Source organism: Sanyastnella coralliicola, assembly GCF_030845195.1.
Lineage (GTDB): Bacteria > Bacteroidota > Bacteroidia > Flavobacteriales_D > Sanyastnellaceae > Sanyastnella > Sanyastnella coralliicola.
The window spans coordinates 3,231,405-3,251,283 of sequence record NZ_CP132543.1 but is presented as its reverse complement, the minus strand read 5'-3'; the positions used below and the strand labels follow the sequence as shown (position 1 = coordinate 3,251,283).

The 19,879-nt window shown below is 47.1% G+C and carries 14 protein-coding genes; 2 read left to right on the top strand and 12 right to left on the bottom strand.

Annotated elements, in window-relative coordinates; translation table 11 throughout:
• The first annotated feature begins 12 nt into the window (after nt 1-12).
• Complete coding sequence (gene odhB / locus RA156_RS13560) at nt 13-1,287, top strand: 2-oxoglutarate dehydrogenase complex dihydrolipoyllysine-residue succinyltransferase (protein ID WP_306640816.1); 1,275 nt, start codon at nt 13-15, stop codon at nt 1,285-1,287.
• A 311-nt stretch (nt 1,288-1,598) separates the two neighbouring features.
• Here odhB and moeB read toward each other — a convergent pair whose 3' ends face one another.
• From moeB to purH, 11 genes are all read right to left on the bottom strand, one after another.
• Entirely contained in the window at nt 1,599-2,768 is a 1,170-nt protein-coding gene (gene moeB / locus RA156_RS13555; RefSeq protein WP_306640815.1) for a molybdopterin-synthase adenylyltransferase MoeB, read from the bottom strand.
• Nucleotides 2,769-2,779: 11 nt separating this feature from the next.
• Nucleotides 2,780-3,058, bottom strand: a complete 279-nt coding sequence (locus RA156_RS13550) for a MoaD/ThiS family protein (protein WP_306640814.1) — start codon at nt 3,056-3,058, stop codon at nt 2,780-2,782.
• 10 nt (nt 3,059-3,068) lie between these two features.
• Nucleotides 3,069-3,524, bottom strand: a complete 456-nt coding sequence (locus RA156_RS13545) for a M67 family metallopeptidase (protein WP_306640813.1) — start codon at nt 3,522-3,524, stop codon at nt 3,069-3,071.
• Complete coding sequence (locus RA156_RS13540; RefSeq protein WP_306640812.1) at nt 3,521-4,459, bottom strand: PLP-dependent cysteine synthase family protein; 939 nt, start codon at nt 4,457-4,459, stop codon at nt 3,521-3,523. Before RA156_RS13540 ends, RA156_RS13545 begins: the two co-directional genes overlap by 4 nt.
• Before the next feature lie 441 nt (nt 4,460-4,900).
• Nucleotides 4,901-6,226, bottom strand: a complete 1,326-nt coding sequence (locus tag RA156_RS13535; RefSeq protein WP_306640811.1) for a hypothetical protein — start codon at nt 6,224-6,226, stop codon at nt 4,901-4,903.
• 58 nt (nt 6,227-6,284) lie between these two features.
• The gene (gene rodA, locus RA156_RS13530) at nt 6,285-7,610 is read right to left on the bottom strand and encodes a rod shape-determining protein RodA (protein ID WP_306640810.1); all 1,326 of its coding nucleotides are present in this window, start codon (nt 7,608-7,610) and stop codon (nt 6,285-6,287) included.
• Nucleotides 7,607-9,412, bottom strand: a complete 1,806-nt coding sequence (gene mrdA, locus RA156_RS13525) for a penicillin-binding protein 2 (RefSeq protein ID WP_306640808.1) — start codon at nt 9,410-9,412, stop codon at nt 7,607-7,609. The genes rodA and mrdA overlap by 4 nt, the downstream gene beginning before the upstream one ends.
• On the bottom strand, nt 9,409-9,936 hold the full coding sequence (locus RA156_RS13520) for a hypothetical protein (protein ID WP_306640807.1): 528 nt from the start codon (nt 9,934-9,936) through the stop codon (nt 9,409-9,411). Before RA156_RS13520 ends, mrdA begins: the two co-directional genes overlap by 4 nt.
• On the bottom strand, nt 9,933-10,772 hold the full coding sequence (mreC, locus tag RA156_RS13515; RefSeq protein WP_306640805.1) for a rod shape-determining protein MreC: 840 nt from the start codon (nt 10,770-10,772) through the stop codon (nt 9,933-9,935). The genes RA156_RS13520 and mreC overlap by 4 nt, the downstream gene beginning before the upstream one ends.
• A gap of 18 nt (nt 10,773-10,790) precedes the next feature.
• A complete protein-coding gene (locus RA156_RS13510) occupies nt 10,791-11,816 on the bottom strand; it encodes a rod shape-determining protein (RefSeq protein ID WP_306640804.1) in 1,026 nt (341 codons plus the stop codon).
• 103 nt (nt 11,817-11,919) lie between these two features.
• Complete coding sequence (gene purH / locus RA156_RS13505; protein ID WP_306640802.1) at nt 11,920-13,449, bottom strand: bifunctional phosphoribosylaminoimidazolecarboxamide formyltransferase/IMP cyclohydrolase; 1,530 nt, start codon at nt 13,447-13,449, stop codon at nt 11,920-11,922.
• A 142-nt stretch (nt 13,450-13,591) separates the two neighbouring features.
• On the opposite strand from purH, the gene RA156_RS13500 reads away from it, so the two are divergent.
• Nucleotides 13,592-14,836, top strand: a complete 1,245-nt coding sequence (locus RA156_RS13500) for an ABC transporter permease (RefSeq protein WP_306640801.1) — start codon at nt 13,592-13,594, stop codon at nt 14,834-14,836.
• A 57-nt stretch (nt 14,837-14,893) separates the two neighbouring features.
• On the opposite strand, the gene RA156_RS13495 is transcribed toward RA156_RS13500, so the two are convergent.
• Nucleotides 14,894-19,735 (bottom strand): LamG-like jellyroll fold domain-containing protein, encoded by a 4,842-nt coding sequence (locus RA156_RS13495; protein ID WP_306640800.1) that lies wholly within the window; start codon nt 19,733-19,735, stop codon nt 14,894-14,896.
• Between the last annotated feature and the right edge of the window lie 144 nt (nt 19,736-19,879).

Genomic DNA, 19,879 nt, shown 5'->3' with positions numbered 1-19,879 from the left:
ATACCCTATTCCATGCCTGTATTGGAAATGAAAGTCCCGAGTCCGGGCGAGTCAATTTCAGAAGTAGAGATCGCAGCTTGGCTAGTACAAGACGGTGACTACGTTGAAAAAGATCAAACGATTGCTGAGGTCGATTCAGATAAGGCGACCTTGGAACTTCCTGCGGAAGCTGCAGGAACTATCACGCTAAAGGCGGAAGAAGGTGACGTGGTAGCAGTAGGAGATGTGGTATGCCACATTGATACTGACGCTGAACGTCCGGCCGGAGCTGCTGCTCCAGCACCTGCTGCCGAAGCGAAACCAGAAGAGAAGAAAGAAGAGCCAAAAGCTGCGCCAGCTCCTGCGCCGGCTCCGGCACCAGCACCCGTTGCCGCTTCGAATCAAACATATGCTTCAGGACACCCATCACCAGCAGCTCAGAAGCTGATGAGTGAGAATGGAATCCAAGCAGGTCAAGTGCAAGGCACTGGCAAAGACGGACGTATCCTCAAGCAGGACGTTGTTGCTGCCATGGCTGCAGGATTTGATACTTCTGCTGCCTCAACATGGGGCGGAAGTCGTGAAGAGCGTCGCGAACGCATGTCATCGCTCCGTCGTAAAGTTGCTGAGCGCCTCGTAAGCGTGAAGCAGGAAACGGCGATGCTAACGACATTCAACGAGGTGAACATGAAACCAATCATGGACATCCGTGCGAAGTACAAGGCGAAATTCAAAGAAGAGCTTGGAACCAGCTTAGGTTTCATGAGCTTCTTCACCAAGGCTGTTACCATCGCCCTCAACCACTACCCAGCGGTAAACGGACGTATCGACGGTAAAGAAATGGTCTTCCATGATTACGCTGACATCGGTATCGCGGTAAGTTCACCTAAAGGATTGATGGTGCCTGTAGTACGCAACGCAGAACAGATGAGCCTGGCTCAGATTGAAAGCGAAATTAAGCGCCTAGCGATCAAAGCTCGCGACGGTAAGATCACCATCGACGAAATGACAGGAGGAACCTTCACCATTACCAACGGAGGTGTCTTCGGTTCGATGCTTTCAACACCAATCATCAACCCACCGCAAAGCGCAATCCTTGGTATGCACAACATCGTTGAGCGTCCAATCGCAGAAAACGGAGAGGTAGTGATTCGTCCGGTAATGTACGTGGCCCTTTCATACGACCACCGCATCATCGACGGAAAGGAAAGTGTAAGCTTCCTCTACAAAGTGAAAGAAATGCTCGAGAACCCAGAGCGCATGCTATTCAGCGGCAAAGAGCCAGCTGAGGTGTTGCTTGGGTTGTAAGCAAAAAAGGATATAGATTAGGAAAAGGGTGGGCGTTGGCTCACCTTTTTTTGTGGGCGGTAGACGGTAGGCAGTATGCTGTATTTGGAATGCGGATCGCGGGTTGCGGATTGCGGTGGGAGCTACCTTGAAGGCTGGACGCCGGAAAAAGAAAAACCCCCTTCCCAATGCGGAAGGGGGTTTCTTAGTCTACAAGAGTACCTAATCCCTGTAGACTCCACTTAACCAACATATTAATCCATTTAATTCTTTGCAACGCAAAGAATAACCCCTCCCCTCGCAGAGGGGAGGCCGGGAGGGGTCAGGAGGGGTCAATACTTAGGCAGACTCGCGTCTACCTCATCTACCCAGGCCAGAATCCCGCCCTTTAGATTGTATAGATTCTCGAAACCGAAATCTGTTTCTAACTGCTTTATTGCTTTAGCGCTTCTGACGCCACTTCTACAGTGGACAATCACTTTCTTGTTGCGATCAATGCGATTGGCAAATTCACCCACTGATTTCAATGGAGCCAATTCACCGTCGATATTCACGATGGCGTATTCGTAGGGCTCACGTACATCGATCAATTGATGAGGTACGCCACTTTCACGCATGCGCTGAAGGTCAGAGACGCTTACCTCTTTCACTTCTGCTTTTTCTACTCGTTCGGTTGTACCAATGCCACAGAATTGCTCGTAGTCGATGAGTTCTGTTTGGGTTGGGTTTTCGCCGTTGAGTGGGTTTTTGGGATCGCGGTATACCTTCAATGTTCTCGTCTCAAAGGTGGCTGCATCCATAAGGAAGAGTCTTCCGTTGAGGGTGTCGCCTACGCCTGAGATGACCTTGATGACTTCATTTGCTTGAAGGCTGCCCATGATACCTGGGAGTACGCCAATGACGCCTCCTTCGGCACAGCTTGGCACCAATCCTGGAGGAGGTGGTGTAGGGAAGAGGTCCCGGTAATTCGGTCCTCGGTTTCCCTCCTCATCCAGGTAGTTGAATACGCTGACTTGTCCTTCAAAGCGGTAGATCGAAGCGTACACGTTTACCTTATCTAAAAGAACACAAGCATCGTTGACCAGGTAGCGGGTTGGGAAATTATCGGTTCCGTCTGCCACTACATCGTAGTCTTTGATAATGTCAAGTGCGTTCGCTGAGGTCAGCTGCGTGTTGTAGGTCTTGACTGTAATGTGTGGATTCAGCGCGCGAATGCGTTTCGCTGCCGCCTCCACTTTGGGGGTACCTACATCATCGATTCCAAAAAGCACTTGACGTTGAAGGTTGGATTCATCGACGACGTCAAAGTCAACGATACCCAGTGTTCCCACTCCTGCTGCCGCGAGGTAGAGGAGTAGCGGACTACCTAATCCGCCTGAACCGACGATCAGAACCCTTGATTCCTTCAGTTTACGTTGACCTTCAATGTTGAACTGAGGGATGATCAAATGTCGGCTGTAACGTTCGAGCTCTTCTTTCGAGAATGTCACTTCTTCTGCCATGATTGTGCTTTTTAGTGGCTTCCACCCGCTATCGCAGGAATAATCGAAACTACCGAATTTGCTTCAACAGTCGTGTGTTCTCGATTGAGCGCTTGAATATCTTCATCACCAACATAGATGCGTACGAATGAACGAATATCTCCACGCTCGTCGAGGAGGTGTTGCTTCAGTCCGTTGTATTCATCAATCAGTTGGTTGATCACTTCTTTTACGTTGTTTCCCGTGCTTTCAAATTCCGCCTGGTCGGCGGTAAACTTGCGCAATGGGGTTGGGATAATGAGTCGTGCCATGATTGTAGTTTTAAGAGGCCTTACTGGCCGAAGTATTTACGTTTCTATTGGATATGATTTCTTCTTGTTCGAATGCTCGATCATCGTTCAAGGTCCATGAGGTGATGTCTACTACTGCTTCTGGTTGGACACTAAGAATGATGTAGCTGAAGGATGGTAATGCTTGCTTCAAGTCGTGTTCCGAAGGAATGGCTGGATGCAATGGATGGGTGTGGTAAATCCCGAGGAATTCAAGCTCTTCCGCGATAGCGAATTGTTCAGCCTTCATGTAGTCTAAAGGGTCAATCGCAAATCGTCGACGTTGATCACCTTCTTTCGCGTTCTCCACAGGTTTGATCGCCGTTACATGCTTCACACCTTCCACCGTTTTCCCATAGAAGAATCCACAGATCTCATTTGGGAAACCTTGTAGGGAGTGAATCTTCATGAGATCTTCAGCTTGAGTAGTGAGTTCGAGCTTCTTCATGATTTCAGGATTGGATCTACGACCTCTGAATACTTTGTCGCATCATCTGGAAAGACAGTGACGATGGTGCCTTCCTCAATCTTCTCAGCCAAGAGAATGGCGCCAAGGAGGTTCGCTGCCGAACTAGGAGAGAGGAACAGACTTTCATAACGAGCAGCATCTTTCAAGACTTCGTAGGCACCTAGCGTGTCCACACCTTGGATGTCGTCTGCGAGTTGATCGTCATAAATGCCCGGTACCTTCGCCGTCTCCAGGTGTTTCCAGCCTTCCAAACCGTGCAGGGCGGTTTCTGGCTGCAATCCGATAACTTGAATTGATGGATCGTATTCCTTCAGTTTGCGCGAAGTACCAGTGAATGTTCCCGTGGTTCCTAGTCCGGCAACAAAATGTGTTATTTGACCTCCGGTTTGGCGAATGATCTCATCCGCCGTTGAATTGTAATGGGCTTTCCAGTTATTATCGTTGTTGTATTGATCTGCATAGAAGTACTTGTCCGGTTCCGCGCTAGCGAGAGCCAACGCTTCTCGTTGAGAACCATCAGTAGATTCAAATGGAGAAGTGAAAATGAGGTTCACACCGAGTGCCTGGAGAATATTCTTGCGCTCTTTGGTGACATTACCAGGAACAGCAAGTGTAAGCGGGATTCCGGCAACCGAAGCAAATACAGCATAAGCGATTCCTGTGTTGCCACTTGTAGCATCCAGCAGGTGTTTTCCTTCGTTGAGTTTTCCTGATTCGATGGCCTCTTTCATAATGTTATATGCCGGACGCGCCTTCACGCTTCCTCCCATTTGTTGCCATTCGAGCTTAGCGTAGATCTTCACTTTTGGATTCGGACTAAGCTTGGTGATTGGATAGAGCGGCGTATTCCCAACGTAGTGTTGCAATTCGTGGAAACGTTCCACCGATCTAGATGTAGGTATCATTGTGTGCATGGGTCAAGTGATTGCGTTCTGTTCGAACAATGCGTTTTATAGTGTTGTGTTTTTAAGTGCTTTTTTAGGGCAAAAAGAAAGGGCCCTTCTTGTGGAAGGGCCCTGAATCTTTTCTGCTGTGATCGGTTGTTATCCGAGCATACCCCTTCCGTTCCGCTTTTCAGCAGAGCAACAACAACAGCATGTTGTGCTAGAAAGGACTCCGATGTTATTTACTCCCGACATTTAACCAAGTATTAAACCAATAAACCAAAAAAAAGCCCCTCCGGTGGTCGGAGGGGCTTGAAATATTGTGATATACACTGTTCCCTACCGAACCTTTTGGAGGCTAGTAAAACAACAACATGTATATGTGAAATTCGTGTTCATTCTGGTACAAAGATAGGGCGCTTTCTTTAAAGTTCTGCATGCATCCTCGAAAAAAATCTGAGTCGACTGTTTTTATTGGGTGAAAAAACGATGCGTAACTACTTCATTATCAGTAACAATGCGAGCGATCAAAATTTTTGAGTTCCAAGCGCTAGTTTCGAGGTTAATGTTGCTTCCATAATCTTGATTGAGCAGTTTTCCATCACTTGAAAAGAGTTGGAGATGCATGTTTTTTCCTTCTTGATGATGGAATTGGATGTTTCCGATTTGTTCTTTTATCGCTATCGCGGAATGGGGTTTTTCTTGAGAGGAAATAGCTAGGGATTCTTCAGTGAAAGTTAGAATCCAGGGTTGGTATGGATCTTCGATTTCTGTTCGTCGGGCTCCATAGGCGTAGTTCATTTCGTCGAAGTGATGCACGTACATGAATATTTCCGTGAATTCGGGTCGATTATGAACGTAGCTCCCATTAATGCTGCCATTATCAGTGCCAAAAAAGACGTTGACATTATGGGTTCCGTCTTCGTAAGTAAGGGTGGTGAGTCCTAAAATGGTGTCTTCACTGAGGAAGGTAATATCCTCACCGAATTCAGAGTAGGCGATAAGGTAGTTAAAGCCATAAGGTTCATCATATCCGCCTTCTCGAAAGTAGAGGAATAACCCTTCTCCATCGTTTTGCAGTGGCCACGGATAAATCTCCACCCATCGATTCTGATATGGATCAATTCTAAGCGTTGCCTTAGGTACACAGTTTCCCACAAAATCCGGTGCTTCTATCCAACTAGCTGTACTAAGATCGTCGATAGGAAAGATGGCGTGAGCATGACAATCTAAGGCTAGTCTAATGGTACCATCTGCCTCAATGAAGATGTCAGAATATCGGGTGTCTACTGGAGCGCCGAATAATTGAAGCATGGTGCTTTCAAGTTCGTTGCCTCCGAAGTCACAGACTGTAAGTGTATGGTTAATAGCTGACGATCGATAAGTGAAGAATATGTAGTCTTCAAATACACCCCCTTCCCTGATGTAGAAGCAATTATTTACAGGAAGCAGTATGGCTTCATTGGCTACCATATCGTTGTCAATTTGCTGCACATAGAATGCCCCGTTTAGTAGATAGAAAACGAAGACGGACTGAGAATTTGAATATGCACAGTTAAACTGAGCCCCGGGAATTTCCCAGAAATCAACGGGTTCTTGCGATTCGATGCGTTGTATTCGGATAGTATAGTCGCCATCGCAATTTGATTCCAATACAGAGATGAGTTGGTTCTCAGAAACGGAATGGAGGTGCTCTACTTTGGTAGCGCACTCAAATTCTTCCCAAACAATCTCCGTTTGGCCAACAACCAAAAATGAGAGCAGCAGGCACCCGGCTATGAGGATAGATCGAGACATAGGCAAATGTTCTAGTGCCTTCAAGATAGCATCCGAAGGTGTGAACCTCAAGTGGGTCTTAACGAAATACGCTGAATCTTTCGCCGTCCAAACGCAGCATGATCATGAGAAGAATCGTGAAGCCCATTAAAGAAGATCCTCCGTAACTGAAGAAGGGGAGAGGGATTCCGATTACCGGGGCGATACCCAGTACCATCCCCACATTGATCAATAAGTGCATGAATAATATACTCGCCACTGAGTATCCGTAGACCCTTGAGAACTGGGATCGTTGTCGTTCAGCGAGGTGAATCACGCGCAAGATCAGGGCGATAAACAAGGCAACCACAAACATACTCCCAAAGAAGCCCCACTCTTCACCAATCGTACAAAAGATGAAGTCGGTATGTTGCTCCGGAACGAACTTGTAGCGTGTCATCGGGCCATTCAAATAGCCTTTTCCGGTCCAACCTCCAGACCCAATGGCCGCCTTCGCATGGCGAATGTTATAGTCGGCGTCTGGGTTTTCGTTCATCCCGAAGAGCACGTAAATACGCTCTCGTTGGTGTGGCTGCAAGATTTCTTCAATCCCGAAATTGACGGCAAAAGAAAATGCCAAGGCACCCGCTAAACTGAGGGCGACAATGCGGTAATTCTTCCTGCGGTAACGCGGCAAGGTGAAGCTTCGAACCCCGAAGAATATCAAAGCACCGAGTATCACCAAGACGAAGAGCATGACGTAGATTCCACTCTGTTCACCAAAGCCTGGATATTCCACGGTAGTGGCTCCAGAAAGAATGGCGACAATGGCCAAAATGATGGCGCCAAAGCCTACGATCAGAATGTTACCGGAGAGTCCTTCTCGGTAAAGTGCAAAGACCAAACCTGCGAACACCAATACAGTTCCAGCATCAGGTTGCAGAAGGATTAATCCCGCCGGAATACCGATTACCAAAGCGGCTTGAATACGTGTGGAAAGGGCTTTAAATCGGGGTCCCGTTTGTGCAATGAACCATGCGAGCATCAAGGCCGTCGTAGTCTTCGCAAATTCGGAGGGTTGTATACCAAAGGATCCCACGCCAAACCAGGATCGCGCTCCACCGACCTTTTTACCGATAATCAAGACGAGTATCAGCAATACCAAGACGGAGACATAGCTTATGACGGAGAACCGTATGAAGAATTCTCCTTCAGTATTCAATAAGACCAGCGCAATGAAGGTGCAGATTCCCATCCAAATCAATTGCTTTCCGTGGTCTGCTTTGAAGTCAAAGATGGCCTGGTGATCTGGGTCGAAGTTGGCACTGTAAATGGCCGTCCAGCCAATTAGAACCAACAGGAAGTATAACCCCAAGGTCACCCAATCAAGGTTCTTGCGTATTTCTTGTCGCCGAGTTGCACTCATGGTCCCAAGAATTCTGCGTCAAGAATACGTTGCTCTTTCGCAGGGTTCGCAATAGAGTCGTTCAAGTACTGTTCGATGAGAAGGCTCGCAATTGGTGCGGCCCATGTTCCTCCGAATCCACTCCATTCCACGTAAACACTTACCGCAATTTGAGGATCGTCTTTCGGAGCGAAGGCGATGAAAACCGAGTGGTCAGGCAATGGATCATTCTGAACTGTTCCTGTCTTACCACAAACTTCAATGCCTTCAATGCGAGCTCGTCGAGCTGTACCTCCTGGGGTGTCAACCACCTTTTGCATGGCGTTCACTACCGTCTCGAAGTGTTTCTCATCAACCCCTGTTGAAATAGGTTCAAGGAACTGTTCTGGCTTGCCATCCGTACCAACACTTTTGATCACGTGAGGAGGATAGTAGTATCCGCGGTTAGCGATAATCGCAGACAGGTTCGCCATCTGTAGCGGGTTGATCAGCAACTCGCCCTCACCAATACTGATGGAGTAAATCGTACTGTAGGCCCACGAAAGTTCACCATAGATGTTGTCGTAGTATGATGATCCTGGAACATTTCCTTTGAGGATGCGAGGGATGTCAGAGTCCAAATCGGTTCCGAATCCAAACCGGTGAATCTTCTCTTTCCAGGCATTCAATCCAATTTGCGCATCCTTGAAACGACTTTCTTCTTCTCCTTGCTCTACCATGCGCTTCATCACCTGGTGGAAATAAGGATTACACGAGTGCATGATAGCTCCTTCCAAGTCGTCATAACTGTGTGCGCCGTGACAACCGATGATGCCTCGGTTACAAGTGATGCGAGTGGCTGGTGTAATCTTCCCGTCTTGAAGAGCGATGAGACTTTGAACCATTTTAAAGATTGAACCTGGACGGTATTGGCCTTGAATAGCACGGTTGTAGAGCGGCTTTAAACTGTCGCTTTGAAGTTGGGCGTAGTTGGTGCCTCGCTGACTTCCAACTAGCAAGTTAGGGTCCCATCCAGGGGCACTCACCAAAGCCAAAATTTCACCTGTTTTTGGTTCAATGGCTACCACACTGCCCAGCTTGTTCTGCATGAGTTTTTCAGCGTAGGCTTGGAGGTCTGCATCAAGGGTGATGGTCAAGTCTTGTCCTTGAACCGCAGCGGTGTCGAGTCGTCCGCCATCAAAGCTTTCTTGAACATTATTCCGTACATCTACCAGCACGTATTTCGCGCCTTTTCGTCCGCGAAGTTCCTCTTCGTAAGTGCGCTCAATTCCTCCTTTTCCAATGTAGTCGCCAGGGATGTAGTAGGAATCTTGTTCAATGTCTTTAGGTCCGGCTTCGGCAAAATCACCAAGCACGTGGGCACCAATACCACGAGTGTAATTTCGAACGGTACGTGTTTGTCCGTAGAAGCCGGGGTACTTATGCAGCTGCTCTGCGATACGGGCGAAATCTTCGGGGTCAATCTGCTTCTTAATCACCGATGCCTTGTATCGAGAATAGCGCTTGGCTTTGTTGAATGCTTCTTCGAAATCTTCTACATCCATTTTGATCAAGTCGCAGAATGCAACCGTGTCAAATGGAGCCACTTTACGCGGTGTGGCCATGAGGTCATAAATCGCGCGATTGGCTACGAGGAGTTCACCATTCCGGTCATAGATCAATCCACGACTTGGGTAGATCTTTACCTTCTCTTCAGTGAGCTCAGCGGCTTTGGCTCTCCAGTCGTCAGTGGCTACCTGAAGTGAAAATAGACGTGCAATAAAGATCACACCGAACAGGAGAAAAATCCCTGTGATGATATAGCGTCGATTCCCTAGATTCATTGATTTCGTCTGTCTGTAGGAGAGTAAATGAGGTACTGACCTATGGTCAATAAGAGCAACGTCGCCAAGGTGCTCAGTAGTACTTTTCCAAGGGTGCTAAAGAACGGCGTAAAGCGGAAGAGCTCAATGAAGAAGAGCCACAAGTGGTGGATCAAGGTCAGAATACCCGCATAGGTAACATACCACGCCAATCCCATGTCTTGAATGGTAGGTCGTTGTCCGGCTTCATACCCTTCGCGCGGTGACAAGGCACGCTGCACTAATGGCTGCATAAATGCGAGTACCAAACTCGCTGAAATATGTAGGCCCAATGTATTCGTGAACATATCAACCAAGGCGCCCGTGGCGAAAGCAATCACCAATAGGAGTGAACGCGGCGTGTTGATAGGCAACATCAAGATTCCGAAGATGTAAATGAAGGGCAGCACGGTGCCATTCCAAAGGTCGATGCGGTTCACCACCAATCCTTGAACCAAGACGAGGAAAAGGATCCTCAAGGTATTTCTAACGATCAATGCGATCATTCTTCTTGGTCTTGTTGACTGCGCAATTCAAGTTCGCGCTGTTCTTCATTCAAGAAATCTTGAATCACTTGCACATAGCTCAGCTCATGGAAAGCGGTGGTCAAGCGAATGTCGATTTCGTAAAAGTCTTCTCCTTCTGGAATCTTGTAATTCTCAATCACTCCAACGTTCATCCCTTCCGGAAAGTAAGATGAGTATCCGCTTGTTACAACGGTGTCACCCCTAGAAGGGTTGGCGTATCGGGGAACCTCAATTACTCGTGCCAAGGTTGGGTCTTCTCCGGTCCAGATAACTCGTCCAAAGGCACCACTTCTTTTGAGTTTGATCCCAAGTGCAAAGTTGTTGTTGATCAACGGCATGATCGAGGCGAAATGCTCGCTCACATCTTTCACAATTCCCACCGCAGATTCTCCGGAGATCACGCCCATTTCCTTTCGGATACCTGAAGCACTTCCTTTGTCGATGGTGATGTAATTGTTGACGCGATTGATACTGTTATTCACTACCCTGGCAGGCATGAATGAGTAACGTCGCAAGTAGAGCGTGTCTTCGAAGATGTAGATCTGATCTCCTAATTTCTGGAAGGCGTCTCCACTTTGATTGCGGAGATCGGCATTCTCTTTGGCGAGTTCTTCGTTGATTGACTGAAGACGTAGGTATTCAGAAATGGCGGTACGACGTGCGTACAGCTCTCCGGTGATGCGGTTCGCAGAATGTAGTGCGACTGCGCGCTGATAATTATTGTTTCGGACAAGTAACGCGAAGGCGAGCACTTCCAGCCCAATGAAGATCAGGAATACATGATATCTGTAAATCAGCTGCCAAAAGATCCTCATTGATGGACTTCAGTCAAATTATTCGCGCATCAGGAACTGGAATTTGTCGATGTTCTTCAGTGCGATGGCTGTTCCTTTCGCTACCGCGCGAAGTGGTTCATCAGCAACGTGAACCGGGAGGCGTGTTTTCTGAGAGATACGCTTATCGAGACCGCGTAGCAATGCTCCACCTCCTGCGAGGTAAATACCAGTGCGGTAGATGTCAGCTGAAAGTTCTGGTGGAGTGTTCTCCAAACAGCTCAAGATGGCCTCTTCTATTTTCGAGATACTCTTGTCAAGAGCGTGCGCAATCTCAGAGTATGACACGTGAATCTCTTTTGGAATACCCGTCATCAAGTCACGTCCGCGAACGGCGTAGTCTGCTGGTGGTTCATCCAACTCAGGAAGCGCAGCTCCAACTTCAATCTTGATTTGCTCAGCAGTACGTTCACCGATCAAGATGTTGTGTTGACGACGCATGTATTCTTCAATGTCATGGGTGAATTCATCACCCGCAACACGGATATTCTTATCAGTTACGATTCCACCGAGGGCAATGACTGCAATTTCAGAAGTTCCACCACCGATATCGATAATCATGTTACCCATCGGCTCTTCCACATCGATACCAATACCGATGGCTGCTGCCATAGGTTCGTGGATGAGGTAAACTTCTTTTGCACCAGCGTGTTCAGCGCTGTCTTTTACCGCTCGCTTTTCTACTTCTGTAATTCCGGAAGGAATACAAATCACCATTCGAAGGGAAGGTGCAAACCAAGAACGACCTTTATTGATCATTTTGATCATCCCCTTGATCATGTCTTCCGCAGATTGGAAGTCGGCAATTACACCGTCTTTCAGCGGACGAATGGTCTTGATGTTTTCGTGGGTCTTTCCATGCATTTGTTGCGCTTGGCGACCAATGGCTACGGTTTTACTTGTAGCGCGGTCTTTCGCAACGATCGATGGCTCATCAACAACAACTTTATCGTTGTAGTAGATGATCGTATTTGCCGTTCCGAGATCGATGGCGATCTCTTGCATGAAAAAATTGAACAGGCCCATGGTTCTCCCCTTGTATAAAGCTCAGTATGCGGATTCGTAGCAAATATATGCATTGAAGCATGCCCTCGACCGCACCCTTGAATTCGTAGCTAACTTTCCAGTGTTAGTGTTTAAAATGACGGTATCCGGTAAAGAACATCGCCATTTTATGCTCATCACAGTAGTCAATGCTGAGCTGATCTTTCACTGATCCTCCTGGTTGTACGACAGCTTTGACTCCTTCGTTACCTGCAAGTTCAACACAGTCTGGGAATGGGAAGAAAGCATCGCTTGCCATTACGGCTCCTCTGAGGTCGAATCCGAATGACTTTGCCTTGACAGCCGCTTGTTTCAGCGCGTCTACGCGTGAGGTTTGACCAGTTCCGCTCGCAAGAAGTTGCTTGTTTTTAGCAAACACAATTGTATTTGACTTTGTGTGCTTCACCAACTTATTTGCAAAGACTAAGTCTTCGATTTCGCGATCTACGGCACCTTCTTTTGTTACCTGCTTGAATCCAGCAGCAACGTCTGTATGCGTGTCGCGATCTTGAAGCAAGTATCCGTTGAGGGTAGTTCGGATTTGTGTTTCAGGAAGATCCCAGTGCTTTTGAACAAGAATGATTCGGTTCTTCTTCGCTTGAAGCACTTCCAGTGCGTTCCCTTCGTAAGAAGGAGCAATCACTACCTCACAGAAGAGTTCATTGATCTTTTCCGCGGTAGCGACATCAATCGGCTTATTTGAAATCAGAATTCCACCAAAAGCAGAAACAGGATCTCCGGCTAAGGCTGCCTCGTAAGCATCTTTCAAGTTGCTACGTGTGGCCAAACCACAGGCGTTGTTGTGCTTAAGAATTCCGAAGGTCGGGTCATCATCTTTGAACTCGCTCATCAACAATACTGCAGCATCGATATCAAGCAAGTTGTTGTATGAAAGGGCCTTTCCGTGAAGCTGATCGAACATCCCTTCGAGGTCTCCGAAGAAGTAACCTCGCTGGTGCGGGTTCTCTCCGTAACGAAGCGCTGTGCCGTTCACATGACTTTCTTTCAATACCGGCTCATCAGAAGTGTTGAAGTAGCGGAAGATCATCGTGTCGTAGTGCGAAGAAATATTGAAGGCAGATGCCGCCAATTCTTTGCGATCATTCATTGAAGTTTCACCGTTTTGATCAACCAAGATGTTGAGCAAACGAGCGTACTTGTCTTGTGAAGGAACGATTACGACGTCTTTGTAATTCTTCGCCGCTGCGCGAATCAAAGAGATTCCACCGATGTCAATTTTCTCAATGATATCTTGATGCGGAGCTCCACTCGCTACAGTATCCTCGAATGGGTAAAGGTCAACGATCACCAAGTCAATTGCTGGGATTTCGTATTCCTCCATTTGAGCAGTGTCGTCACTTAGCTCGCGACGACCTAAGATTCCTCCAAATACTTTTGGATGAAGGGTTTTCACGCGACCTCCAAGAATTGAAGGGTATGAAGTCACATCTTCTACAGGAACAACCTCTGCTCCCATAGCCTCAATGGCCTTCTGTGTTCCGCCTGTGCTGTAGATAGTTACGCCTAGACGTTGTAGTTCTTTTACGATCGGTTCGAGTCCATCCTTGTGAAATACCGAAATGAGCGCTGATGAGATACGCTTTTGACCTTCCATTTGTTTAAAGTAGATGAGGGTTCTTGAAGGCGCAAAAGTAGTGGTTACGTGTGCTTTATGAAAGCCGTGTTGAAAAATGCTGAGCGGATAGATAATGTGGCGAACGAACCGAGGTCACTCTGCTTTGTGTGTACCTTGCGATATGCTTTATCTCAGGCTTCTTAAAGAGAGCTTTTTATTCGCCTGGCAGGCGATTGTCACGAACAAACTGCGCACCTTTCTCTCGCTTTTAGGTGTGATGGTTGGAATCTTCGTGATTACCTGTGTGTTCACCTTGGTAGACTCCATGGAGGATAACCTCAAGAGTACATTTAGTATCATTAACGATGACGTACTCTTTGTACAAATCATGCCTTGGGGGCCAGAAGCTGATGGTGAATATAAATGGTGGGAGTACTTCCAACGCCTCCAACCAACCATCAGAGATAAAGATGCGCTGGAAGAGCGTATGGTGAACGCAGCGGCAGTGGCTTTCCAAACGGGAACCATGGGTCGAGCTGAGCGAGGGAGCAATACCATGGAGTCAGCGCAAATTGCCGGAGTCTCCAAAGATTACGAGAAGTGCATTACGATCAATATCGACCAGGGTCGATACATTACAGATATTGAGTTTCAGGGCGGTCGACCCGTAGCCGTGATTGGAGCTGATGTTGCAGACATGCTGTTCCCGAATGGAAATGCGATTGGGAACGACATGAAAGTAAAAGGCCTGAAGGTTACGGTAGTGGGTACTTTCAAGCGCGAAGGGGTTTCCCTGTTCTCAGATGGTTTTGATCAAATTGTGATGCTGCCTGCGAAGTTTTCGAATCGCATTATCAATGTGAGAAACGCAGATGCTTCTATCCTCGTGAAAGCAGGAGAGGGTGTGTCGATGGATATGCTGAAAGATGAGGTGATTCAGAATTTCCGTTCCGTACGAAAAGTTCGTCCGAAGGAAGACAATGACTTCGCAGTTAATCAGATGGATTCCCTGACTGCCTTTCTTGATTCAATTTTTGCCAGCTTGGAAATCGGAGGTTGGTTCATTGGTGGTTTTGCCATCCTCGTAGGGTGTTTCTCAATTGCCAATATCATGTTTGTTTCTGTTCGCGAACGCACCCGGATTATTGGTATTCAGAAGGCCTTAGGTTCAAAGAATGCCTTCATTCTAGGTCAGTTCCTGTTCGAGTCAATTGCCCTCTGTGTATTTGGTGCGTTGATGGCGCTCGGACTGATATGGATTGTAATACTCATTGTAAACCTTGCCGACATCGGATTCACCTTGGGCATGCACTTCAATCGCTTTTTCATTGCCATGGTGATCGCTGTAGTATCTGGGCTAATCGCTGGAATTGCTCCCGCCGTAAAAGCCGCACGCATGGATCCTGTAGAGGCAATGAGGGGGTAAAAAGAAACCGACACCCTCTCAGGCATCGGTCTCTCTGTATATAGAACTTTGGTTAAGTTACTGTTTAGCAAATTCTTCGCTATGGAGTACTTCGGCCTCGGTTGTGACACTCATCGTGTACAACCCAGGGAGGAGAGAACCAATGTTCACGTCGATACCACCTTCAGGTAGGTTACCGAATTGTTCGTCAATTACGACTTGACCATTCAATGAGAATACGGTGACAACCACTGCTTCATCTACGGCTACTTCAGGAGTCACCTTGATGTTTTCAGCAGTAACGATGACTTCGAATTCAGTTTGAACTACTTCTTCCGCTGTCAAGCCAAGCATGTCTTCAATTTGTCCGTTGCCGGTTCCAGGAGCAATTCCTGTAATGGTCACCATCATTTCAGCCGTGTCTTCACAATCGCCATTAATGGCAGTCAGTTTCACAGTGTAAATACCAGCTTCAGTGAAGGTGTGCTGTGGATCGAAATTCAATGAGTCAAGTGAACCATCACCGAAGTCCCACATCACGTTTGAAGTATTGTCTGAGCTACTATTAAAGAAGTAGATCGAACCTCCATCGTTCAGGGATACGTTGGTTGAATTAGCTCCAAACTCGGCGAATACTGCGTTGTTATCACGTAGATCGAAATTCTCGATGTCGTGTGCATTACCACAGTTACTTACAACGTCTACTGTGTATACTCCGAATGGAAGATCCGTCAATGTAGAGTCACCTGTGATGGCTTCTAGGTTGATCGTTTCGCCATCCTCAGAGTTCGTCAATGAGATGTCCCATGTGTAATCTTCGCTGGCGAAGAAGGTAATCGTACCGTCTTCTGAAGTATTACAGTTGTCAACGCTTGATGTCGCTTCAATCGTTTCTTGTGGAGCTGCTTCTACTTGTACAATGCGTGAGGCAGTGTTACACTGTTCGCTCTGGTTGGTTACGATGACTTCGTAGAAACCAGGAGGTAGGTCCTCAGCAGTATCTGCTGTGGTCATATCCTCTACTTCACGAATAACCGTACCCATTTCATCGTACCATGTGAATGTCCATGGTGCATCACCAAATCCTTGGGCAACGATAGTACCGTCTTCTGCTTCGTAACATGATTCAGCAAGCGGTGTGACATCGAGAGGAGCGCTTACGTGAATCGCGAAACGATCTTCTGCCATGTCTTCTGTTACTTCGAATTCATAGGTGTCATCCAAATTGAATGGATGGAATGTATTTAACTCGCGGTCTTCTAGTACGAAACACAAGTTGCCTTCGTAGCTATCGACCAAGATGTTCTTGAGCGTAAGGACATCATTCTGGCCCGGTCTGAGAAGAAGGTCAATGACCATGTCCTCTTCAGGAACCGGAACCATAGTGATGCTCATAGGGTGGTGGACCGCCGTGTCTGGCACGGTGGCCAGGTTAGGTAAGGCAGGATCACCAGAGAAGAACTTGTATGCATCCAGGTGTGGATCGAAACCGATATCTGCTCCATAGTGGAAACCGATAACTGTCTCATCATACTTGTTCTCATCGTTGGTAAGAACTTTAACTCGTACAATACTCTGCGTATTCATGTCTTGTGAGCGCATGAAGACACCACCAGTATTGACTTTTGCTTTTTCGTTGATTGTAAGTGCAGGGTTTGGTCCGCTTGCTTTCACCCAGAATGCCTGGAATGAAGCTACTTGGTTGTCAAGTGTACCTACACTGATTCCGTTGATGTACGAACCGTACTGATCGTTGATAGGGTCGAATGCGTAAATCGCATCGTCAAGGTCTGTTTTTGACCACCCCAGTTCGTCATCCCAATCAATAGCCGAAGGGTATGGATTGGCAATCAGGTTCCATCCGTCATTGTAATCACCAGTATTCGATACTGTCTGTGTGAGTGTGTACGTGAGATCTCCCTTATGGAATGTACCCATGAGATCAATCAGTGTTGGAGAAGGGATGAAGTACACAAAGTATCCGCGTGAATTTCCAATTACATCTGTAATGGCATTCACTGATTCGAACCCGTTGTGAAGGTCTCCTTCAACCACTGTCTCGTCATATACACGCACATTACTCCACGGATCTTCCGCACTTGGGTAGTTCGGGTAATCCGATCCAGAGAATCCTGTGGTTGGGATATCATCGTTCCACTGCTCAAAGGTGGCGTTAGTGATTGGTGAACAGATCATTCGCCAGCTACCGCTCGCCGCAGGGAAGTAACGATTGTAGGTAATCTCATCTCCCAAGATTTCCGCTTGAGATTTGATCTCTCCAATACTACCTGTATTCGTATCGTCAGAAAGGAGCGTTACCGCATGTCCATCCCAATCAAAGACACCGTCATCTGGCATCATCGCACCTGTCAACTTGATGTCAATCATCAAGCGAAGCGAATCTTCCGAATCAATACGCAAGTCGTGGAATGTTGGGATTTCGTTTCCTTTGATCAGCTGCAATTCAGATCCCATGAAAGTGAACTTTCCTTCGTCCATTTCAAGGTCACCGTTATGAGCAAGGTCTCCCTTCAATCGAAGGTTTCCGAAACTACTGCTGAAGTCGATGGTACAACCTTCTTTGATCAAGAGGTTGGTGAGTGTCACCGTAGAACCGATGACAGGGTCATAAGTATCAGTGTCAATGGTCACGTTCGCATCTGTTGGAGGAACCTCACCATCAAACCAGTTGCCAGCGGTATTCCAGTCGTCAGAAATTGTTCCTTTCCAGATGTAGTCGTTGTATTCGTTTTCACAAATCATTTCTGGATCGCTCAAATTCACCGTGATGGTCTGAGAACATGTAGAGACTGTTCCAGTTGGGTCTGAAAGTGTCCATGTTACTGTTGTTTCACCTGCTGGATAAGTATCAGAGGCATCAGCAGTATTGTTGAAGTCGTTGATGATATCAAAACACCCCGGACGATTTCCGGATAACCAATCAGTGGCAGAATCCATGTTATACATGGTTCCGTCGTAGTCGTACGATGAGCCATCGTTGATTGCCGTTCCAGTACCTTCAACGAAGTTGTAGTCAACAAGAAGGTCAATGTCTGATCCATCCGGACACATTGCCGTCTCGAATTCTGCTTCTGTCAAAGCACGGTTCCAGATTCTGAATCCTGCAATGTCTCCTTCGAAGTATTGTGAAGGACCACGTGAACCGTTGAAATATGTTGCTTCTGAACCTACTCCAATGAATCCGTAACGTGTGTTACCAGACCCCATAGTGGTTCCTTTGGTTGTGCTTGATTCTAATGTTCCGTCGATGTAAAGTTTCATCGAACCATTGTCATAGATACCTACCACGTGGTGCCATAACCCATCATCAACACGAGTTGTACTCGAAAGTGATCCAGTACCACTATTGGTTTTGACACCCCAGCCAATTTCTCCGGTACCTCCGCTGGCTCCGTTGACTTCAAGTCGCCAATAGTCGCTTCGGTCAAACGATGCGATAACTTGGTTTCCGTCTTCATTCGTTCGGATCCAAGCCTCAACCGTACACTCGGCATAAGAACCTTGGTAGAACATGTCTTGGATAGCCACGTAATCGTTCGATCCGTCCATGTTTAGGTAGTTGGCAGTGAATTCTGTTCCATATACAAGACTTCCAGCGGTAGGTGCCGTGATGGTAACATCTTCTTCACAGTTGTCATCTGCATCAGCAACGGTGATGTCATCTCCACAATTGAAATCAGGTTCTTCAACCGTAACTGTTAATGTAACGGTGGTTGATTCTGGTGATACATTGTTGTCTGTACCAGTGATTTCGTATGTGTAAGTTCCGGCTGCAAGTCCCGAAAACGTCATGTTTAACGTCGCTGGATTTCCAGAAGTATTCGTGTTGATTGTGCTACCGCCATTGCCGAGATCATCTACAGCAATAGAGACTGTTTCGTTTGATTCAGGTCCGATGAAGCCAACTTCAATCGTGGTTGAGCCACCTTCCGTGTATGAAATGGCATTTCCGTCTGGAAAGCTTTGTGCTACAGGAGGGAAGTTCGAGGCACTCGATACATCGAGCTCGATGCACTGATCATCCAACCAATCAACACCATCTTCGTTTCCGTCAGGCCCGTCATAGTCATCATTGTTTTGCGAGAATAGCCCGATCTGGATATAGTCTGTGCCATTTCCAGCATTTACTCCTACCGTTGCAGGGTATCCTCCAAATCCGTCCACACCCGAAGATGCTGATCCGGTCGTCCAACCCATGTCACCATAGAAGAAACCAACGTTGTTCCCTGGTTCAAGCACATCATCTGTACCATCAGTGAGTACCACTTGGAAGGAATTGAAAAGGCCATCACTATACGAGCCGTATGAGTAGTATGGACCTACTTCAACCCACGTCACATAGAACGCGTGGTCAGTCACATAGTACCAAACCTCTCCACTGGCATCACGCGTATCCACGTCACCCCAGAAAGGAGCAATCATAGGAGTGGTGATTGGGAAACCTGATGGTGAGTACCACCAGTAACCGTTATCGAAAGTCAGGTTACCGTTGTTGTTCAAGTACACCGAGGTGTATTGATCACCATACAAATCAAAGGTAAATGGAAGAGAGATAGGTCCAAGAGAACCATCATCGTTTTCTGGGAACTCAGTCCAGGTGTTCGGATCGAAATCGATCCAACAATCTGAACTACGGTTTCCCGCATCTTCAAGGATGTCAGTAATATCAGGCACCGCCGATTTATTCTGAACAGTCACATATGTCATGTCGAGCGTTCCAGCTTCTTTCCCTTGTCTTACTTCCGGACCAGGGTAGATCAATTCTGGATCATTGCTCTCTGTACCTTCCAAAGCACTGCTTTGAGCGAAGGTGACAGTCGAAACTAGGGCAAACGCCAAGGTTAAGATCGACATTGCGAGATGGGCGATTCTCGCGTTTAATTGAAGTGTTTTCATCATACAGACGTTGAATTCGGAGCATGAGAGCATCCGAAATGTTAGCTATCAACTTTCGTTACGTCTGTAGTGTGCTGAAGTTGGGGTGAAAACCCCGTTTAAGAAATGTCCTACAGCACTTGGGAATTGCGTCTGTAGGGTAGAGCA

What these genes read in the sequence shown, in the direction of transcription:
- odhB (WP_306640816.1), top strand. Translation starts at nt 13, where the DNA reads ATGCCTGTATTGGAAATGAAAGTCCCGAGTCCGGGCGAGTCAATTTCA.
- moeB (WP_306640815.1), bottom strand. Translation starts at nt 2,768, where the DNA reads ATGGCAGAAGAAGTGACATTCTCGAAAGAAGAGCTCGAACGTTACAGC.
- RA156_RS13550 (WP_306640814.1), bottom strand. Translation starts at nt 3,058, where the DNA reads ATGGCACGACTCATTATCCCAACCCCATTGCGCAAGTTTACCGCCGAC.
- RA156_RS13545 (WP_306640813.1), bottom strand. Translation starts at nt 3,524, where the DNA reads ATGAAGAAGCTCGAACTCACTACTCAAGCTGAAGATCTCATGAAGATT.
- RA156_RS13540 (WP_306640812.1), bottom strand. Translation starts at nt 4,459, where the DNA reads ATGCACACAATGATACCTACATCTAGATCGGTGGAACGTTTCCACGAA.
- RA156_RS13535 (WP_306640811.1), bottom strand. Translation starts at nt 6,226, where the DNA reads ATGTCTCGATCTATCCTCATAGCCGGGTGCCTGCTGCTCTCATTTTTG.
- rodA (WP_306640810.1), bottom strand. Translation starts at nt 7,610, where the DNA reads ATGAGTGCAACTCGGCGACAAGAAATACGCAAGAACCTTGATTGGGTG.
- mrdA (WP_306640808.1), bottom strand. Translation starts at nt 9,412, where the DNA reads ATGAATCTAGGGAATCGACGCTATATCATCACAGGGATTTTTCTCCTG.
- RA156_RS13520 (WP_306640807.1), bottom strand. Translation starts at nt 9,936, where the DNA reads ATGATCGCATTGATCGTTAGAAATACCTTGAGGATCCTTTTCCTCGTC.
- mreC (WP_306640805.1), bottom strand. Translation starts at nt 10,772, where the DNA reads ATGAGGATCTTTTGGCAGCTGATTTACAGATATCATGTATTCCTGATC.
- RA156_RS13510 (WP_306640804.1), bottom strand. Translation starts at nt 11,816, where the DNA reads ATGGGCCTGTTCAATTTTTTCATGCAAGAGATCGCCATCGATCTCGGA.
- purH (WP_306640802.1), bottom strand. Translation starts at nt 13,449, where the DNA reads ATGGAAGGTCAAAAGCGTATCTCATCAGCGCTCATTTCGGTATTTCAC.
- RA156_RS13500 (WP_306640801.1), top strand. Translation starts at nt 13,592, where the DNA reads ATGCTTTATCTCAGGCTTCTTAAAGAGAGCTTTTTATTCGCCTGGCAG.
- RA156_RS13495 (WP_306640800.1), bottom strand. Translation starts at nt 19,735, where the DNA reads ATGATGAAAACACTTCAATTAAACGCGAGAATCGCCCATCTCGCAATG.